The following is a 16,426-nucleotide window of genomic DNA, read 5'->3' as shown; positions in this document are numbered from 1 at the left end:
TCAGGCTCCGTGTACCGGCGGCGCAGCAGGCAGGCTGTGCCGCAGTTGTTCAAATTCGCGATCGGTGTCCAGCGACTTGCGGTTGGACGACAGGGCCATCATGGCATGGCTGCCGCCGTTCGTCACCGGCGCCAGCCAGACCCACAGGCGCCGGTCGCGGATGTAAAGCATGGCGAACACGCCCAGGATCAGCAAGGCGCAGCCCAGATAAACCACATTTTTGCCAGGGGCACGCGCCACCTGGAACACGCTGGCCTGCACCGGGGTGAACTCGTCCAGCTCGAACACCAGCGGGGCCGGGTACAGCGGCGCGTCGGACAGGGCCAGCACGGCCTGGGTCATGAACTGGCGGGTGCTGTCGTCGGTCTCGGACAGCGGCTTTTCGCCATGGGCCTGGCGCGCCAGGGCGTTCAGCTCGAACAGGCTGCCGTTCAGGATGCGCAGCAACACGTCCGCGGCGCGCTCGCGCTCGCCCGCGGGCACGGCCGACTCGATGAAGTCGGACACGGCTTGCAGGCCCGCCGTGCGCGGGCCCGTGGCGGTGCCGGCGTCGCCCGCGAACAGGTCCAGCGCGCGCGTGGCTGACACCGTCAGTTGCTCGGCCAGCTCGGGCCGACTCGGGTCCACCACCTTGGCCACGTAGCGGTGCACGGCCTGCGCGCGCTCGGCCGGGTCGTGCAACGCAGCCTGCAACTGCATGAAGCCGTCCATCGAGTCCTTGTCGTCGGCCGGCACGCGCAGATAGCGGAAGGCCGCGGCGCCGCTGTCGCGCACGCCCAGCAGGAACACCGGCACGCCATCGCCCATGTCGATGGGGCGCATGTAGTTGTTGTACTCACGCGCCTGGCCGGCCGCGTCGCGCAGCTTGTAGCTGATGCTGGGGCCGACGTTTTTCAGGTCGCGCTTGGTGGCCGACTTGTCGGCGGCGCCCAGGCGCTGCGTCAGCGCGTGGCCCAGATCGACGCGGCGCACGTCCGTGGCGCTGCCGCCGGCCGCGACGGCATCCGACAGGTTCTCGACGTTGATCACGCGCAGGCCCGTGTATTCGAGCGTCATCTGGTTGCTGCCGTTGGTGATTTGCGAGGAGCCGCCGATGGTGCCCTCGACCATGAAGCTCTTGCCTGTGCCATGGATGGGCAGCGCGCGCAGCTTGACGTGCGAGCCGCCGTCGTCAAAGCTGCTCTGGTAGATCTGGATGCCCTTGTAGCTGACCGGATGGTTGACCTCGACGCGCGCAGGCGTCTTGTCGCCGGTGGCGAAGTCGTGGATCACGATGTCGCTGGCAAACAGCTTGGGCATGCCGGTGGAGTAGTAATCCACGGTGAATTTTTTCAGCTCGACGGCAAACGGCAGGTCTTGCAGCAGGATGCCGTCGGACTGGCTGAGGATGGCGGTGCTGGACTGCGTGCCCTCGGACACCACCAGGTTGCCGCGAAAGGTGGGGTTGGCCGATGACAGCCGGTGCTCGGGCTTGACGTCGGCAATCAGCCCGCCGCCCGAATAGACCGACTTGCCGCCCATCCAGGTCATGGCGCGCACGAACAGGTCGCCATCCAGCAGCCCGCCCAGGCACACCAGCACGATGGCGCTGTGCGCGGCGATGTAGCCGATCTTGTTGGCCGATCCCTTCTTGGCCGCCACCATCACGCCCGTGCCGGCGGCCACCTCGCGCGGCTGCAGGCGCACCTTCCAGCCCGTCCTGGCCAACTGGCGGCCGATGCGCTCGGCGCCGGCCTGCGGCGACTCGCCGGCCAGCTCGAACTCGGCCTTGTGGTGAAACGCCTTCAGGCTTTGCTCGCGGATGTTTTCCTTGTAGTTGCGCATGTCCGCCAGGTACTTGGGCGTGTTGCGCGCGATGCACAGCGAGGTGCTGGTGACCAGAAACGCCAGGATCAGCAAAAACCACGGGGCGCTGTAGACGGCGTTGAGCTTGAGCTTGAGGAACAGATCCGCCCAGAACGGCCCGAACTGGTTGACGTAATTGGTGACGGGCTCGTGCTGCTTGAGCACGGTGCCGATCACCGAGGCGATGCAGATGACCGTGAGCAGCGAGATCGAAAAGCGCATCGAGGACAGCAGCTCGATGGCGTGGCGCCAGGCGGGCCTGCCGTGCCGGGGAACGTAGCCGTGGGTGTCTGCCGATGCCGTCATGTGAGCGTGATGTCTGCCGCGATCGAGGCGCCGCAGCCGAAGCCTTGGAGCCTGGCACGGCAGCCAAGGTTCCGGCCACCGCGCCCATTCATGTCATCGATTGCCTGGCAGCGCAATCACCAAAAAAGCAAACCGCGCCAGGCTGGACCGGGCGCGGTGGCGAGCCGAAGCCCGTGGGGCCGCGTCAGCGCAGGCCGGCGATGTAGTCGGACACGGCCTTGATCTCGTGGTCGGTCATGTACTGCGAGAGGTCGTGCATGGGCACGCTGTTGCCGCGACTGCCATCGCGGAAGGCGGCCAACTGCTTGGCGGTGTATTCGGCGTGCTGTCCCGACAGGCGGGGGTATTGCTGCGGAATGCCTGCGCCGTTGGGGCTGTGGCAACCGGCGCAGGCCGGAATGTGGCGGTCCATGATGCCGCCGCGGTAAATCTTCTCGCCCAGCATCACCAGGTCTTTTTCCTTGGCAAAGCCGGGTTTTTCCTTCTGCGAGGCCAGCCACCAGGCGATGTTGCGCGCGTCCTGCTCGGTCAGCGTGGCGGCAAAGCCCTGCATGATGGCGTCCTTGCGCGCGCCGCTCTTGAAGTCCAGCAGCTGCTTGACCAGGTATTCGGGGTGCTGCTGCGCCAGCGAGGGCTGCAGCGCCACGCTGGAGTTGCCGTCCGCGCCATGGCAGGCGGCGCACACCGTGCCGTAGCTGGCGCTGCCCTTGGCCAGGTCGGGCTTGGCGGGGGCGGCGGGCGCATCCGCAGCCGATGCGGCAACGGCGAACGCGGCGGTGGCGAAAAAGGCTGCGAGCGACTTCATGAGCGATCGTCTTTTTTGAAGAGGGGTGATCGGGGAGCGGAAAGCCCCGCAATTCTACAATGGCCGGCCCGCGCATCCCTGATCTTCAGCAAGGGAATTGATCCGCGCCCTGCCCATGCCGACACGACCCGCCCCATCCCGCCCAGCGCCTTACGCCGACTCGCCCGCCGCCGCTGCCGCGCGGCTGGCGCTGGGCTGGCTGCACACCGCCCGCTTTCTGACCACCGCCGCGCAGCTCGACCAGCTGCCCGCGCTGGACACGCCCGAGATCGCCTTCGTCGGCCGCTCCAACGCCGGCAAGTCCACCGCCATCAACACCCTGACGCAGCAGACCCAGCTGGCCTTTGCCTCGCGCAATCCCGGCCGCACGCAGCACATCAACCTGTTTGCGCTGGGCCGCCAGGGCGCCACCGACGCCGTGCTGGCCGACCTGCCCGGCTACGGCTACGCCGCCGTGCCGCTGGCCGACAAGCTGCGCTGGCAGCGGGTGATGGCCAACTACCTGGTGTCGCGCGCCAACCTGCGCGCCGTCGTCATGCTGGCCGACCCGCGCCATGGGCTGAAGGAACTGGACGAAGCCCTGCTGGACGTGATCCGCCCGCGGGTCGAGCAGGGCCTGCGGTTTCTGGTGCTGCTGACCAAGGCCGACAAGCTCACGCGTGCCGAGCAGGCCAAGGCCCTGTCGATCGCGCGCCTGCAGGCCGGTGGCGGCCAGGTCATGCTGTTCTCGGCTCTCAAGCGGCAGGGGGTCGAGCCGGTGGCGCTGTGGCTGCGCCAGCGCGTCGATGAAGCCGGACCGCCCACCCCCGTCCAACCCCAGGAGAGCGCACCATGATCGAAACCTTCAGCACCGATCTGCCGCACGGCATCACCCTGAGCTGCCGCGCGGCCGGCCAGCGCGGGCGGCCTCTGATGCTGTTTTTGCATGGTTTTCCCGAGGGCGCCTTCATCTGGGACACGCTGATGCAGCATTTTGCGCTGCCCCAGCATGGCGGCTTTCGCTGCGTGGCGCCCAACCTGCGTGGCTTTGAAAAATCCAGCGCACCTGCCGAGGTTGCCGCCTACAAGCCCGCGCTGATGCTGCAAGACATCATGGCGCTGGCCGGGCAAGAGGGCGTGGCCGGCCGCATCGACACCCTGGTCGCGCACGACTGGGGCGGCGCCTTTGCATGGGGCGCGGCCCATGCGCATGCCGACCGCATCGGGCGCCTGGTCATCATCAACTCGCCGCACCCCGCCACCTTTGCGCGCGAGCTCAAGAACAACCCGGCGCAGCAAAAAGCCAGCGCCTACATGCACTTCTTGGCGCGACCCGACGCCGAGGCCCTGCTGGCCGCAGACGACTACCGCCGCATGTGGCCCTTCTTCACCACCATGCGCGCCGGGCCCGAGGGCTTTGGCTGGCTGACCGAAGCCGTGCGCCAGCAATACCGCGACGTGTGGGGCCACGGCCTCACGGGCGCCTGCAACCTCTATCGCGTCACGCCCCTCAAGCCGCCGCTGCCCGGGCAAGCGGGAGATGCGATTCCGCTGCTGACCGCCGATCAGGTGGGCGTGCAGGTGCCGACGCTGGTGCTGTGGGCGATGGACGACACGGCCCTGCTGCCCGGCCTGCTGGAAGGGCTGGACGCCTACGTGCCAAAACTCACCGTGCAGCCCATGCCCGGCGCCACGCACTGGGTGGTGCACGAGCAACCCGAGGCGGTGGCGGGGCACATCGGGGCTTTTGTTGCTTCGAAATAGATAGCTGTTTGCGCTGTGATGGCGCGGGCTGAGAATAAGCGTTGATCGGATCCCGTCGTTTCTCCTACTGGTGAAAGCGCTGCAATGTCGCGGCTGCCGTGCATCACTCGAACGACGCCGATACCGTCTTCCAGCGGAACAAAGAACACGACGTAGCGCCCGAATGGGAGGCTGTGCAAACCGGAAGCCAGCTCCTTGCGCTCGCGCCCCATCATGGGTTGTGTCGCCCACAGGTGAAGGCTTTGATCCAGCTTGTCGATCCAGCGATCAGGCTGCTCGACACTGTCCGCCGCGATGTAATCCCAAATCTCCAGAATGTCCGTCTCGACCAGCGGGCGGCGCGTGACCCGGGGCATCTATGCCGCGGTCTTCAGTGAACGACGGGCGCGCGCCTTCTGCCTTCTGTTTGATTGCGGCGGCGTCCCATGGCTCGCCAAGGTCGCTCTCGAAGCCCTTGCGAATTTGGTGACGCAATTCGTCCAATTTCAGTTGACGTAGGCGATCCTGCTCTTCCATGAGACGCAGGGCCTCGCGAACGACCTCGCTGACCGACGCGTACATACCCGAACCGACCTTGGCCCTGACCATCTCTTCGAGTGAAGGGGGGAGATTGACGTTCATGCCCATGTGCGGTTCCTCAAAGACGACGATTGAAATCGATCAAGGAATGCCAATGATTGACATCGCCATGCCGGGAGCGCATGCCCGGGGCAAGTGAACTTGCCCGACTCTTGGTTGATGCGGAACGTCAATCAACCTCCGTCGATCGCGTTCAGCGATCCACTCGACCGCGCGATATCGGCTTTTTCGATCTGACCCGCCCGGGAGCCTCCTTCGGGTCGTCGAACAACTCTTGCACACGTACTTCCAAGGCGTCAGCCACCGCATACAGCATCGTCACGGTTGGGTTTGCGACACCCGATTCGATGCGGCTCATGTACGTGCGAAACATGCCCGAACGATCGGCCAGCTCTTCCTGCGTAACGCCCAACGCAGCACGCAACTGCTTGATCCGCAGTCCCAAGGCTTTGTTCGGTGGTGTCCGACGTTGTGGCACCCAGAGAATTTGTCTTTGGTACACTCATTGATACACACACCAATTCATACATTTCACACTTTCCAACCATTCGGAATGGCAACCCCACCGCCCCCGAAAACTTTCGAGGAAACTCAAATGAATACGCGCACGTCCATGCTGTTGACCTGCCTCGTCGCTGCGACACTGGCCGCTTGCGGAGGCGGCGGCGATAGCTCCCCTGCACCTGGTCCCGCGCCAGCGCCAAGTCCCGCACCAGCGCCAGCGCCAAGTCCCGCACCAGCGCCAGCCAACCAGTCACCAACTGCCCACATTGCCCCGATCTCCGGCATCAAACTGGTTGGTCAAAGCGTCTCGTTGGATGGGACGGCAAGCACCGACCCTGAAAGTGCCCCGCTCACCTTCCAGTGGTCCATCGTGGGACGACCGGAATCCAGCCGTGCGGCCCTTGGCAACCCGACAGCTTCCGTGGCTTCGATTGAGCCAGACCTCGCTGGCACTTACGCCCTGCAGTTGGTCGTCAGCGACGGGGTCAGCAACAGCGCTCCCGAAACCATTGAAGTCCGCGTCGGCACGCCGGTAGCGGGAGCGATTGCCGGAACAACGTCCTGGAGCCTGAAAAATTCTCCGTACGTCATCACTGGAAAACTGATGATTCCGGCGGCGACAGCGCTCAATATCGAACCGGGCGTCGAAGTCATGGGCAACCATCAGGACATCCAGGTTCAAGGAACCTTGGCAGTCAATGGGACGCCGTCGAACAAGGTCACCATTTCGGATACCGTCATTTCACCGGCGGGCACGATGGCCAACAACCATGCCATCCGCATTCGCGGCGCACAGATTACGGGCGGGAGCGTCTACGCTGCTACCGGGAACGCCATTTACGGAACCTTGGAGTTGACGGATTCGCGGCTTTCCGACTTGGATACTTATAACGCGTATATCTATCTTTGGTATCCAACGGGTCCAAGCAAGATCGAGCGCAACGTCTTTGTACGCTCCGGCGGCATTTCGTATGGTCTCAGTGACGTTGCGCTCACCATCCGCAACAATGCCTTTATCGAATGGAAGAGTCCGCCGGTCACCAACTGGGCCATGTACGGTTCGGCAAGCGCCGATGTGTCGCTCAACTCGTTCCTCTCAACTGATCGCATTGCCGTGGAATTGCCGAACGGCTACACGAGCGCTCACATCAATGCTTCCAGGAACTACTGGGGCACGACGGACATTGCGGTGATCAATAAGATGATCCAGGACAAGAACGACGATCTCACGTCCAGCGACTACGTGACGTACCTGCCGATCCTGACCGCGCCCGACGCTGCAACGCCATCGCCATAGCCTTTGCGCCAGATGAACGCGTCCACGAACATCTGAAGGCTGTTCTGGCGCAGCGCAAAGTACTACAGCATCAATAGCTGTCCGCGCAGACGTGACAGGCGCGAGAGCCATGAAAAGCCTCAATACACCGACGGCTCCCCCGGCGGCCGCGTCTTGAAGCGCTTGTGCACCCAGTAGTACTGCTCGGGCATGGTGTCGATCCAGGCCTGCAACTCGGCGTTCATGCGCGCGGTGTCGGCGGCCACGTCGTTGCTGGGGTAGTTTGGCCAGGCCGGATGCACGCGCACCTCATAGCCCGCGCGCGTCAGGCGCGTCACCACCGGCACCACGCGCGCGCCGCCCAGCTTGGCAAAGCGCGGCAGCGAGGGCACGGTGGCGGTGGGGATGCCGAAGAAGGGCACGAAGATGGATTCTTGCGGGCCCAGGTCCATGTCGGGCAGCAGGTACAGCATCTGGCCCTCGCGCAGCGCGCGCACGACGGGCTTGAGGCCGTCCTGGCGCGACAGCAGCGTGGCCCGGCCAAAGCGCAGGCGGCCGGCGCGCATCCAGGCGTCCACGGCGGGGCTGCTTTGCGTCGAATAGATGGTGCAGGCGGGCCGCTCGATCTGGTCCATGACGGCGCTGCCGCCGGCGTCCATGCCGTAGAAGTGCGGGGCGAACATGACCACCGCGCCTTCGCGCGTCAGGTCCTGCGTGGCGCCGGTGATGCGCAGGCGCGCGCGCACCACGGCGGGGTCAGCGTGCCACAGCCAGGCGCGGTCCAGCAAGGCCTGGCTGAACAGAATAAAACTGCGCTGGGCCACGGCGTGCAAGCGCTCGGTGCTCCAATCGGGATAGCAAAGGCGCAGGTTGACCAGCGCGATGTGGCGGCGCTTGCGGGCCGTCGCGTACAGCACCCGCCCGGTGACCGCGCCGAGGGCGCGCAGCACGGGCAGGGGCAGGCGCGCCAGCAGGCGCATGAAGAACATCAGCGCGGCGCTCGTCATGCGGCAGCCTTTCGCGGCGTCTTGTAGCGGCCGTAGCCCCACAGATATTGGCCGGGGCACTGGCGGATGAGTTGCTCCATGGCGCGGTTGATCTGGCCGACGGCGGTTTCGAGGTCGGCGGCCAGGGGCTCGGGAAAGGGCTGCAGGTGGATGCAGTAGCCGCGCGCACGCGGCAGGCGCTCGCCCCAGGCCAGCAGCGGCATGGCGCCGGTCTGCTGCACCAGGCGCGCGGCCAGGGTCATGGTGTAGGCCGGCTGGCCAAAGAACGGCGACCACAGGCCCTGGCCTTCGGGCGGCACCTGGTCGGGCAGCAGGCCCACGGCCTGGCCGGCGCGCAGCGCGCGGATCATCTGGCGCACGCCGGTGAGGGTGGTGGACGCCGTCTCCAGGCCCTCGCGCTGGCGCGCCGTCGCCAGCACCTGGGCCAGCGCCGCCTGCCGCGCCGGGCGATACAGCACGGTGATGGGCCCGCGCGTGGCGCCAAAGCGCGTGGCCGCGCCCTGCGCGGTGATCTCGAAGCAGCCCATGTGCGGGGTGAGATAGACGATGCCGCGACCGGCGGCGTAGGCCGCCTCGATCAGCTCGGCGCCGTCCCACTGCACCGGCACCGGCGCGCCGAACCACAGGCGCGGCGTCTCCGCCGCCATGCGCCCGGCGTGGGCGACGGCGGCGCGCACCTGGCCAAAGCGGTAGCCGGCGCGCGCGGCGTTGTCGGCAAAGCGGCGCCGGTAGGTGGGCGAGGCCAGCCAGGTCAGCCAGCCCAGCACGCTGCCGATGGCATGCAGCAGGCCCAATGGCCACTTCGACGCAAGGCGATACAACGAGAGCATGCGACAAGGACTAAAATCTGCGGGTCGCCGAGTTATGGAACTACTTGCGGGGCGACGTTAAAAAATTCTGCTAAAGCGTTCGCCAGAGCTCCAACCGGTTTGGCAACGCAGGTGTTCAAACGACTGGAGTTTATTCAATGGATCTGGCCAGCAGCTTTCTCTTCACCTCCGAGTCCGTCTCCGAGGGCCACCCCGACAAGGTGGCGGACCAAATCTCCGATGCCATCCTCGACGCCATCTACGAGCAAGACCCGCGCTCACGCGTGGCGGCCGAGACGCTGACCAACACCGGCCTGGTCGTGCTGGCCGGCGAGATCACCACCAACGCGCATGTGGACTACATCCAGGTGGCGCGCGACACCATTGCCCGCATCGGCTACGACAACACCGAGTACGGCATCGACTATCGTGGTTGCGCGGTGCTGGTGGCCTACGACAAGCAGAGCAACGACATCGCCCAAGGCGTGGACCACGCGTCAGACGATCACCTGAACACCGGCGCAGGCGATCAGGGCCTGATGTTCGGCTATGCCTGCGACGAGACCGACACGCTGATGCCGGCGCCCATCTATTACGCGCACCGCCTGGTCGAGCGCCAGGCGCAGTTGCGCAAGAGCGGCGCATTGCCCTTTTTGCGCCCCGACGCCAAGAGCCAGGTGACGATGCGCTACCTGGACGGCAAGCCGCACAGCATCGACACCGTCGTGCTGTCCACCCAGCACAGCCCCGACCAGAGCGAGACGGCGACCAAGATGAAGGCCAGCTTCATCGAGGCCGTGATCGAGGAAATCATCAAGCCCGTGCTGCCCACCGAGTGGCTCAAGAACACGCGCTATCTGGTCAACCCCACCGGCCGCTTCGTGGTGGGCGGCCCGCAGGGCGACTGCGGCCTGACCGGGCGCAAGATCATCGTGGACACCTACGGCGGCGCCTGCCCGCACGGCGGCGGCGCCTTCAGCGGCAAGGATCCCACCAAGGTGGACCGCAGCGCTGCCTATGCCGCGCGCTACGTGGCCAAGAACATCGTGGCCGCCGGCCTGGCGCGCCAGTGCCAGATCCAGGTGGCCTACGCCATCGGCGTGGCGCAGCCGATGAACATCACCGTCTACACCGAGGGCACGGGCGTGATCCCCGATGCCGAAATCGCCAAGCTGGTGCGCGATCACTTCGACCTGCGCCCCAAGGGCATCATCCAGATGCTGGACTTGCTGCGTCCCATTTACCGCAAGACCGCCGCCTATGGCCACTTCGGCCGCGACGAGCCGGAGTTCACCTGGGAGGCGACAGACAAGGTGGCGGTCCTGCGCGAGGCCGCGGGTTTGAAGGAGCTTGCGCTGGCCTGAAGCGTTGGGCGCGAACAAAAAACCGCAGGAGGCCCCTGCGGTTTTTTTACGCCGCGAACACCCGCCGCGCGCCCATGTAGCGCATGGCGAAATAGCGGTTGTCCAGGCTGACCTTGCGCACGGTGCCGCCGGTCGAGGGCGCGTGCACGAATTGATCGTTGCCCACGTACAGCCCCATGTGCGAGAACGCCGCACCGCTGGTGTTGAAGAACACCAGGTCGCCGCGCTCCATCTGCGCGTCATTCACCGGCACGCTCACGGCCGCCCACTGCGCCGTGCTGCGTGGCAGGCGGCGCTCGGTGCCGGTGATCTGGGCAAACACGTACTGGATCAGGCCGCTGCAGTCAAAGCCGCCGCGCGGCGTGTTGCCGCCGTAGGTGTAGGGCGTGTTGACCAGCAGCATGGCTTGTGCGACGGCAGCCTCGCGCTCGCCCGGGTCGATGTCCAGCGGCGCGCGCGAGGGCGGCATGGGCGAGGCGGGCTCGCGCCGCCCCACCGTGCCGGCGGGTGCGCGCGGCGCCGGCGGGCTGGCGCAACCGGCCAGCAACGCGGCGGCGGCAAGCGCCAGGGCGGCGCGCCGATCGACGAGGAGGGCTTGGGTTTGAGGCAATTTCGGGCTCCAGCGCGCATCCGACAAGCGCAGCAAGCTATATTCTAGATAGCAGACCGGATTTGTCCAGACTTTGCGTCAAGCCGACGCACGCCGCCCGCGCAGCCGCCACACCATCAGCGCCAGCACCGCCAGGTTGAACCCCAGCACCAGCGCCGCGGCCCAGCCGGGGCGGTGCAGCAGGTGCGACAACTCGAAGGGCAGGTAGATGCCGGTGGCCAGCGCCGCCAGCCACTCGGCCCAGGCACGGTCACGCCACAGGCCCCAGCCCTCGGCCAGGCGCAGGGCGGCATACGCCAGGGCAAACGCAACCACCTGCCCGGGGTGCACGTGCTGCAGGCGATCGGACCAGCCGACGAACAAGGCGGGCCAATGCGAGTGCGCGTTCAGGTGCAGATGCCCCACCAGCGCCACGGCCACCTCGTGCAGGCCCAGGCGGTGCAGCGTGTCGAAGCCGAAGGCCAGCGCCAGCGCTGCCAGGCCCTTGAGCCATTCGAGCGCGGCGACGGCGTGGACGGAGCGCTCGATCAGGCGGGGCGACGCGGCAGGCATGTGCGCAGTATCGCGCGGGCGGCAACTGGCTCAGGCGCCGGATCGCAACTGCACGCCCGACAGCGTGGGCGCCACCAGCGGCGCGGCCGGACTGCCGGCGCGCACGGCGGCAAAGCGGCCGGCGTTCCAGTCGTCCTGCGCGGCCTGCATCTCGTCCTGCGTGCGCGCGACGAAGTTCCACCAGATCAGGACGGGCTCGTCCATCGGCTCGCCGCCCACCAGCAGCAGGTGGGCCGGCGCATCGCAGCGCAGCTCCAGCGCGCTGCGCCCCGGCGCAAAGTACAGCCATTCGCCGGGCGCCAGCGCCTCACCGCCCACCGTGGCGGCGCCGCGCAGCACCAGGGCGGCGTGCTCGAAGCCGGGTTCCAGCGGCACCTCGGTGCGGGCCGCGCCGGCCGCGTCCAGGTCGATGCCCACCAGCGGCGTGTAGACCCGCGCCGGCGACGTGCGGCCCAGCGTGCTGCCGGCCAGCACGGTGGCGCGAAAGCCGCCCGTCTCAACGATCGGCAAATCGGGGTGGTTCTGAAAGGCCGGTTCGCGTCGCCGCTCGCCCTCGGGTAGCGCGATCCACAGTTGCGCGGCGTGCAGGCGCGTGCCGTCCAGCACCGAATCCTCGGTGTGCGCGATGCCGCGCCCGGCGGTCATCAGATTGACCTGGCCGGGGCGGATCACCTGCTCGTTGCCCAGCGAATCGCGGTGCACCACCTCGCCCTCGATCAGCCAGGTGAAGGTCTGCAGGCCGATGTGCGGGTGCGCGCCCACGTGCATGCCCTTGCCCGGCGCAAACTGCACCGGCCCGGCGTGGTCCAGAAAGCACCAGGCGCCCACGGTGCGCCGCGCGCGGTGGGGCAGGGCGCGCGCCACGCGGGTGTCTTCGCCGATGACGGACAGGCGCGAGCTGTAGCGTTGGGGGGCGAGGGGTTGCGTCATGAGGCCTCCGTGCGGTCAGTTCTGAGGTTAGCGCGGATCGCCCCGTGGTGCCGGCCTGGGTCAGGCCGCCGCCGCGGCAATGGCGTCGTCGGCGGCCTGCTTGCGCGCGGCGCGGGTGGCCTGGCCCCACCACGCCAGCTCGTCGAGCATGGCGCCGGTGGCGGGCAGCAGGTGGGCTTCGATCTCGGCCATGGTCTTTTCGCCGCGGTACACGGCGTAGAAGTCGCCTCCGGCGATGTGCACGCCCGTGCGCACCGGCACCATTTGCAGCTCGACGGCCACCAGGCGCGCATGTTCCACGGCGCGCGCGCCGCCCACGCCGCCGTAGCCCACGAAGCCGATGGGCTTGCGGCCCCATTCGACGTAGGCCTGGTCAAACGCGTTCTTCAGCGCGCCGGTCATGGAGTGGTTGTATTCCGCCGTGGTCACCAGGTAGCCGTCGAACTCGCCGATCTTCTCTTGCCAGGCGAGGGCGCGCGGGTCTTCGCTGGGCATCCACAGGTTGGAGGCTTTTTCGTCGAACAGCGGCAGGTCGTAGTCCTTGAGGTCCACCAGTTCGACGTTCATGTCGGGGCGCTGGCTGGCCACCTTGTGCAGCCACCGGGCCACCTTGGGCGCCAGGCGGGCCTGGCGCGTGCTGCCGATGATGAGGGCGATGTTGAGTTTGTTGTTCACGGGGAACTCCTGTTGGTGAAGGTTGTTGAATCGAAAGAAAAACAGCCGGACGCAGAGGACGCGAAGAGCACGCAAAGGACGCAAAAGAATCCAAATATGCAAATCAAATTCGGCTCCAGCCCTTGTCTGATAAGCGCGAATAGCTATTGTTAAAGGAGCAATTCAATCGGTATCTTCTGCGTCCTCTGCGATCCTTCTGCGTCCTCTGCGTCCGGCTGTCTTGGACAGCGCATCCGCAGCGCGCCGGCGATCAGTGCATGCCGGTGAAGCGCCCGCTGTTGAAGTCGTCGATGGCCTGGCGGATCTGCTGCTCGCTGTTCATCACGAACGGCCCGTAGCCGACCACCGGCTCGTCGATGGGCTCGCCGGCCAGCACCAGCAGCTTGGCGTCGCCGCCCGCCTCGATCGTCAGGCCCGTGCCCTCGGTGGACAGCGTGGCCACGTCGGCGGCGCGCAGCACGGCGCTGCCATTGACCTGCACCGTGCCGGCCAGCACCACCACCAGCGTGCTCCAGCCCTCGGGCTGCGGCAGCTCCACCGTGCGGCCGGCGGCCAGGCGCACATCCAGCACGTTCATCGGCGTGAAGGTGCGCGCCGGACCCTTGGCCGCGCCATAGGCACCCGCGATCACGCGCACTTGGCCCGCGCCATCGGGCAGGGCGACGGCCGGAATCTGCGCGTCCGTGATGCCCTGGTAGTGCGCCGGCGCCATCTTGTCCTTGGCGGGCAGGTTGACCCACAGCTGCACCATCTCGAACGGGCCGCCGCGCGCGGCGTAGCCGGCCGAATGGAACTCCTCGTGGATGATGCCGCCGCCGGCCGTCATCCACTGCACGTCGCCGGTGCCGATCACGCCGCCGGCGCCGGTCGAGTCGCGGTGCTCGACCTCGCCGTCATAGACGATGGTCACGGTTTCGAAGCCGCGGTGCGGGTGGCTGCCCACGCCGCGCCGGTGCGTGGTGGGCTTGAACTCGGTCGGCGCCGCGTAGTCGAGCATCAGGAAGGGGCTGCGCTCGGCCACGCCCTCGCCGCTGTAGCCGAACAGGCCGTGCACCGGAAAACCGTCGCCCACCCAGTGGCGGCCGGGGGCGCTGCGGGTGGACAGCACGTTCTTGCGGGTGAGGGTCAGGGTGTCGGACATGGTGAATCTCCAGGTACATGGCGCCGGCCGGTCTGCCAGCGCGATGATTGAATGATATGGATTCAACAATCAAAGATAAACAGGCTAAATTGGCGCTCAGTGTTCCAATATTGAAACGATGACCACACCAACCACGCCCAATCTCGATGACCTGGCCCTGTTTGCCCTGGTGGCCGAGCACGGTGGCTTTGCCGCCGCCGAGCGCGCCACCGGCACGCCCAAGTCGCGCCTGAGCCGCCGCCTGGCCGCGCTGGAGGCGCAACTGGGCGCGCGCCTGATCCAGCGCAGCACGCGCCGCTTTGCCGTCACCGACACCGGCCAGCAGGTGCTGCGCCACGCCCGCGCCATGCTTGACGAGGCCGCCGCCGCGCAGGCGCTGGCCGAGGGCTTGAGCGGCGCGCCGCGCGGCCCCGTGCGCCTGTCGTGTCCGCCGGCGCTGCTGCACAGCACCGTCGCGCCCATGCTGGCCGACTACCTCAACCGCTGGCCGCAGGTGCAGCTGCAGGTGCAGGCCAGCAACCGCAACGTCGACGTGTGGCACGACGGCGTCGATCTGGCGTTGCGCGTGCGCGCGACTGACGCCCAGCTGGCGCAGGACGAAGTCATCCGTCCGCTGGCACTGAGCGAGGCCTTGCTGGTGGCCGCGCCGCAGCTGCTGGCCAATGCGCCGCCGCCTGCCGTGCCAAGCGATCTGGCCGTGCTGCCGACGCTGGGCCTGGGCAATTCACCCGACGAGCAGCGCTGGCGCCTGCGCAGCCCGCGGGGCGAGTGGGTCGAACACCATCACCGGCCACGCCTGGTGGTGGACGACGTGGGCACCCTGCTGGACGCAGCGCTGGCCGGCACCGGTTGCACGCTGCTGCCGCGACTGATGGTCTACGAATACCTGCAGCGCGGCGCCTTGCAGGTGCTGTTGCCCGAGTGGAGCGCGCCGCCCGGCGTGGTGCAAGTGGCCTACGCCAGCCGTCAGGGCATGCGCGCGGCGGTGCGCCAGTTGATCGACGCGCTGGCGGCGGGCTTTGCGCGGCTGATCGAGGAGCGGCGCTGCCTGTCGGCGCCATCATGACGCTATTGAATATGTAGCTGCACGCGCTTGCTCCACAAGTCCGGGTGGCAAAAAAACATCAAAATTTTTGCGCTTCGGCGCGATCGGCGGGCGCCGCCAGCTTGCGCAGCAGGCCGGCGCAGGCGTCTTCCACCAGATCGAGCACGGCCTCGAAGCCCGCCTCGCCGCCGTCGTACGGGTCAGGCACATCGCTGGCGCGGTGGTGGGTGCAGAAGTCGGTCAGGCGCCGCAACTTGTGCGCATGCTCGGGCGGGCACAGGGTGCGGGCGGCGCGCTCGTTGGCGGCGTCCATCACCAGCACCCAATCGAAATCGTCAAAGTCCTGCCGCGACAGTTTGCGGGCGCGCTGGCCGCTCAGGTCATAGCCGCGCCGCAGCGCGTGCTGCTGCGCCCGCTCGTCAGGCGGCGCGCCGACGTGCCAGCCGTGCGTGCCGGCCGAATCGATGTGGATGCGATCGGCGAGGCCGGCGTCTTGCACCCTCTGCTGGAGCACGCCCTGCGCCGTCGGGCTGCGGCAGATGTTGCCCATGCAGACCATGAGCACGCGCACGCGGGGCATGGCGTGGGCATCGACGGGATGCGAGGTGCTCATGTATCGATAGCTGTTTGCGCTTGTCCAGAAAGCGCTGGAGCCGGATACGACTTGAAAAATGGATCAGAACGGCCGCTTGCCGCCGCCCGGCCCGCCCATGCCCGGCGGCAGCGGGGGCATGCCGCCGCCCATCAGGCCTTTCATGCCCTTCATGCCGCCCATGCGGCGCATCATCTTCATCAGGCCGCCGCCCTTCATCTGCTTCATCATGCCCTGCATCTGCTCGAATTCCTTGAGCAGGCGGTTGACCTCCTGCACCTGCACGCCGGCGCCGGCCGCGATGCGGCGCTTGCGGCTGGCTTTCAGCAGTTCGGGCTTTCGGCGCTCTTCGGGGGTCATGCTGTTGATGATGCCTTCCTTGCGCCGCACGTCTTTCTCGGCGCGGGTCAGGTCGGCCTCGCTGGCCTTGGCGGCCATCTGCGTGGGCAGCTTGTCCATCAGGCTCGACAAGCCTCCCATCTGCTTCATCTGCTGCAACTGGCCCAGAAAATCCTGCAAATCAAAGCCGCTGCCGCTCTTGACCTTCTCAGCCAGCTTCTTGGCCGCCTCGATGTCCACGTTGGCCGTCACCTGCTCGACCAGCGCCAACACGTCGCCCATGCCCAGGATGCGGCCGGCGTGG

Annotated in this window: 18 protein-coding genes and 1 pseudogene; 5 read left to right on the top strand and 14 right to left on the bottom strand. The window is 67.2% G+C overall.

Annotation, left to right across the window (positions count from 1 at the left end; all coding sequences use genetic code 11):
• Both U1F38_RS14615 and U1F38_RS14610 read right to left on the bottom strand, forming a co-directional pair.
• Window positions 1–2,151, bottom strand: a complete 2,151-nt coding sequence (locus U1F38_RS14615) for a cytochrome c biogenesis protein ResB (protein WP_409987805.1) — start codon at window positions 2,149–2,151, stop codon at window positions 1–3.
• Between the two features lie 184 nt (window positions 2,152–2,335).
• On the bottom strand, window positions 2,336–2,956 hold the full coding sequence (locus tag U1F38_RS14610; protein ID WP_409987804.1) for a c-type cytochrome: 621 nt from the start codon (window positions 2,954–2,956) through the stop codon (window positions 2,336–2,338).
• A gap of 115 nt (window positions 2,957–3,071) precedes the next feature.
• Here U1F38_RS14610 and yihA point away from each other — a divergent pair, with 115 nt between their 5' ends.
• Window positions 3,072–3,791, top strand: a complete 720-nt coding sequence (gene yihA / locus U1F38_RS14605) for a ribosome biogenesis GTP-binding protein YihA/YsxC (RefSeq protein ID WP_409987803.1) — start codon at window positions 3,072–3,074, stop codon at window positions 3,789–3,791.
• A complete protein-coding gene (locus tag U1F38_RS14600) occupies window positions 3,788–4,699 on the top strand; it encodes an alpha/beta fold hydrolase (protein WP_409987802.1) in 912 nt (303 codons plus the stop codon). Before yihA ends, U1F38_RS14600 begins: the two co-directional genes overlap by 4 nt.
• Here the strand turns inward: U1F38_RS14600 and U1F38_RS14595 are convergent.
• The 3 genes from U1F38_RS14595 to U1F38_RS14585 form a co-directional block, all read right to left on the bottom strand.
• The gene (locus tag U1F38_RS14595) at window positions 4,588–5,055 is read right to left on the bottom strand and encodes a type II toxin-antitoxin system RelE/ParE family toxin (RefSeq protein WP_409987801.1); all 468 of its coding nucleotides are present in this window, start codon (window positions 5,053–5,055) and stop codon (window positions 4,588–4,590) included. The two genes, U1F38_RS14600 and U1F38_RS14595, sit on opposite strands and share 112 nt — an antisense overlap.
• A complete protein-coding gene (locus U1F38_RS14590; RefSeq protein WP_409987800.1) occupies window positions 4,967–5,326 on the bottom strand; it encodes a type II toxin-antitoxin system ParD family antitoxin in 360 nt (119 codons plus the stop codon). The genes U1F38_RS14595 and U1F38_RS14590 overlap by 89 nt, the downstream gene beginning before the upstream one ends.
• A gap of 145 nt (window positions 5,327–5,471) precedes the next feature.
• A complete protein-coding gene (locus tag U1F38_RS14585; protein WP_409987799.1) occupies window positions 5,472–5,723 on the bottom strand; it encodes a helix-turn-helix domain-containing protein in 252 nt (83 codons plus the stop codon).
• Window positions 5,724–5,873: 150 nt separating this feature from the next.
• Between U1F38_RS14585 and U1F38_RS14580 the strand changes: the two genes are divergently transcribed.
• Window positions 5,874–7,079 (top strand): PKD domain-containing protein, encoded by a 1,206-nt coding sequence (locus U1F38_RS14580; protein WP_409987798.1) that lies wholly within the window; start codon window positions 5,874–5,876, stop codon window positions 7,077–7,079.
• 119 nt (window positions 7,080–7,198) lie between these two features.
• Here the strand turns inward: U1F38_RS14580 and U1F38_RS14575 are convergent, their stop codons facing one another.
• Both U1F38_RS14575 and U1F38_RS14570 read right to left on the bottom strand, forming a co-directional pair.
• Entirely contained in the window at window positions 7,199–8,065 is an 867-nt protein-coding gene (locus U1F38_RS14575) for a lysophospholipid acyltransferase family protein (RefSeq protein WP_409987797.1), read from the bottom strand.
• The gene (locus tag U1F38_RS14570; protein ID WP_409987796.1) at window positions 8,062–8,895 is read right to left on the bottom strand and encodes a lysophospholipid acyltransferase family protein; all 834 of its coding nucleotides are present in this window, start codon (window positions 8,893–8,895) and stop codon (window positions 8,062–8,064) included. The genes U1F38_RS14575 and U1F38_RS14570 overlap by 4 nt, the downstream gene beginning before the upstream one ends.
• Window positions 8,896–9,038: 143 nt before the next feature.
• Between U1F38_RS14570 and metK the strand changes: the two genes are divergently transcribed.
• A complete protein-coding gene (gene metK / locus U1F38_RS14565) occupies window positions 9,039–10,238 on the top strand; it encodes a methionine adenosyltransferase (protein ID WP_409987884.1) in 1,200 nt (399 codons plus the stop codon).
• A 46-nt stretch (window positions 10,239–10,284) separates the two neighbouring features.
• On the opposite strand, the gene U1F38_RS14560 is transcribed toward metK, so the two are convergent.
• The 5 genes from U1F38_RS14560 to U1F38_RS14540 form a co-directional block, all read right to left on the bottom strand.
• Window positions 10,285–10,848, bottom strand: coding sequence for a C40 family peptidase (locus tag U1F38_RS14560; protein WP_409987795.1), 564 nt, complete (start codon window positions 10,846–10,848; stop codon window positions 10,285–10,287).
• 78 nt (window positions 10,849–10,926) lie between these two features.
• Entirely contained in the window at window positions 10,927–11,400 is a 474-nt protein-coding gene (locus tag U1F38_RS14555) for a DUF2127 domain-containing protein (RefSeq protein WP_409987794.1), read from the bottom strand.
• A gap of 30 nt (window positions 11,401–11,430) precedes the next feature.
• Entirely contained in the window at window positions 11,431–12,330 is a 900-nt protein-coding gene (locus U1F38_RS14550; RefSeq protein WP_409987793.1) for a pirin family protein, read from the bottom strand.
• 60 nt (window positions 12,331–12,390) lie between these two features.
• Window positions 12,391–13,005, bottom strand: coding sequence for an NADPH-dependent FMN reductase (locus tag U1F38_RS14545; protein WP_409987792.1), 615 nt, complete (start codon window positions 13,003–13,005; stop codon window positions 12,391–12,393).
• Window positions 13,006–13,255: 250 nt separating this feature from the next.
• The gene (locus U1F38_RS14540) at window positions 13,256–14,146 is read right to left on the bottom strand and encodes a pirin family protein (RefSeq protein WP_409987791.1); all 891 of its coding nucleotides are present in this window, start codon (window positions 14,144–14,146) and stop codon (window positions 13,256–13,258) included.
• A gap of 118 nt (window positions 14,147–14,264) precedes the next feature.
• On the opposite strand from U1F38_RS14540, the gene U1F38_RS14535 reads away from it, so the two are divergent.
• Entirely contained in the window at window positions 14,265–15,212 is a 948-nt protein-coding gene (locus U1F38_RS14535; RefSeq protein ID WP_409987790.1) for a LysR substrate-binding domain-containing protein, read from the top strand.
• Window positions 15,213–15,270: 58 nt separating this feature from the next.
• Here the strand turns inward: U1F38_RS14535 and U1F38_RS14530 are convergent, their stop codons facing one another.
• On the bottom strand, window positions 15,271–15,750 hold the full coding sequence (locus U1F38_RS14530) for a low molecular weight protein-tyrosine-phosphatase (protein ID WP_409987883.1): 480 nt from the start codon (window positions 15,748–15,750) through the stop codon (window positions 15,271–15,273).
• Between the two features lie 117 nt (window positions 15,751–15,867).
• Window positions 15,868–16,426: pseudogene (locus U1F38_RS14525) on the bottom strand (signal recognition particle protein); the annotation flags it as partial.

Origin of the sequence: Ottowia sp. (assembly GCF_046348305.1) — a bacterium.
Classification (GTDB): domain Bacteria; phylum Pseudomonadota; class Gammaproteobacteria; order Burkholderiales; family Burkholderiaceae_C; genus Ottowia.
The sequence above is the reverse complement of the archived record's forward strand: the minus strand, read 5'-3'. Positions and strand labels throughout refer to the sequence as shown.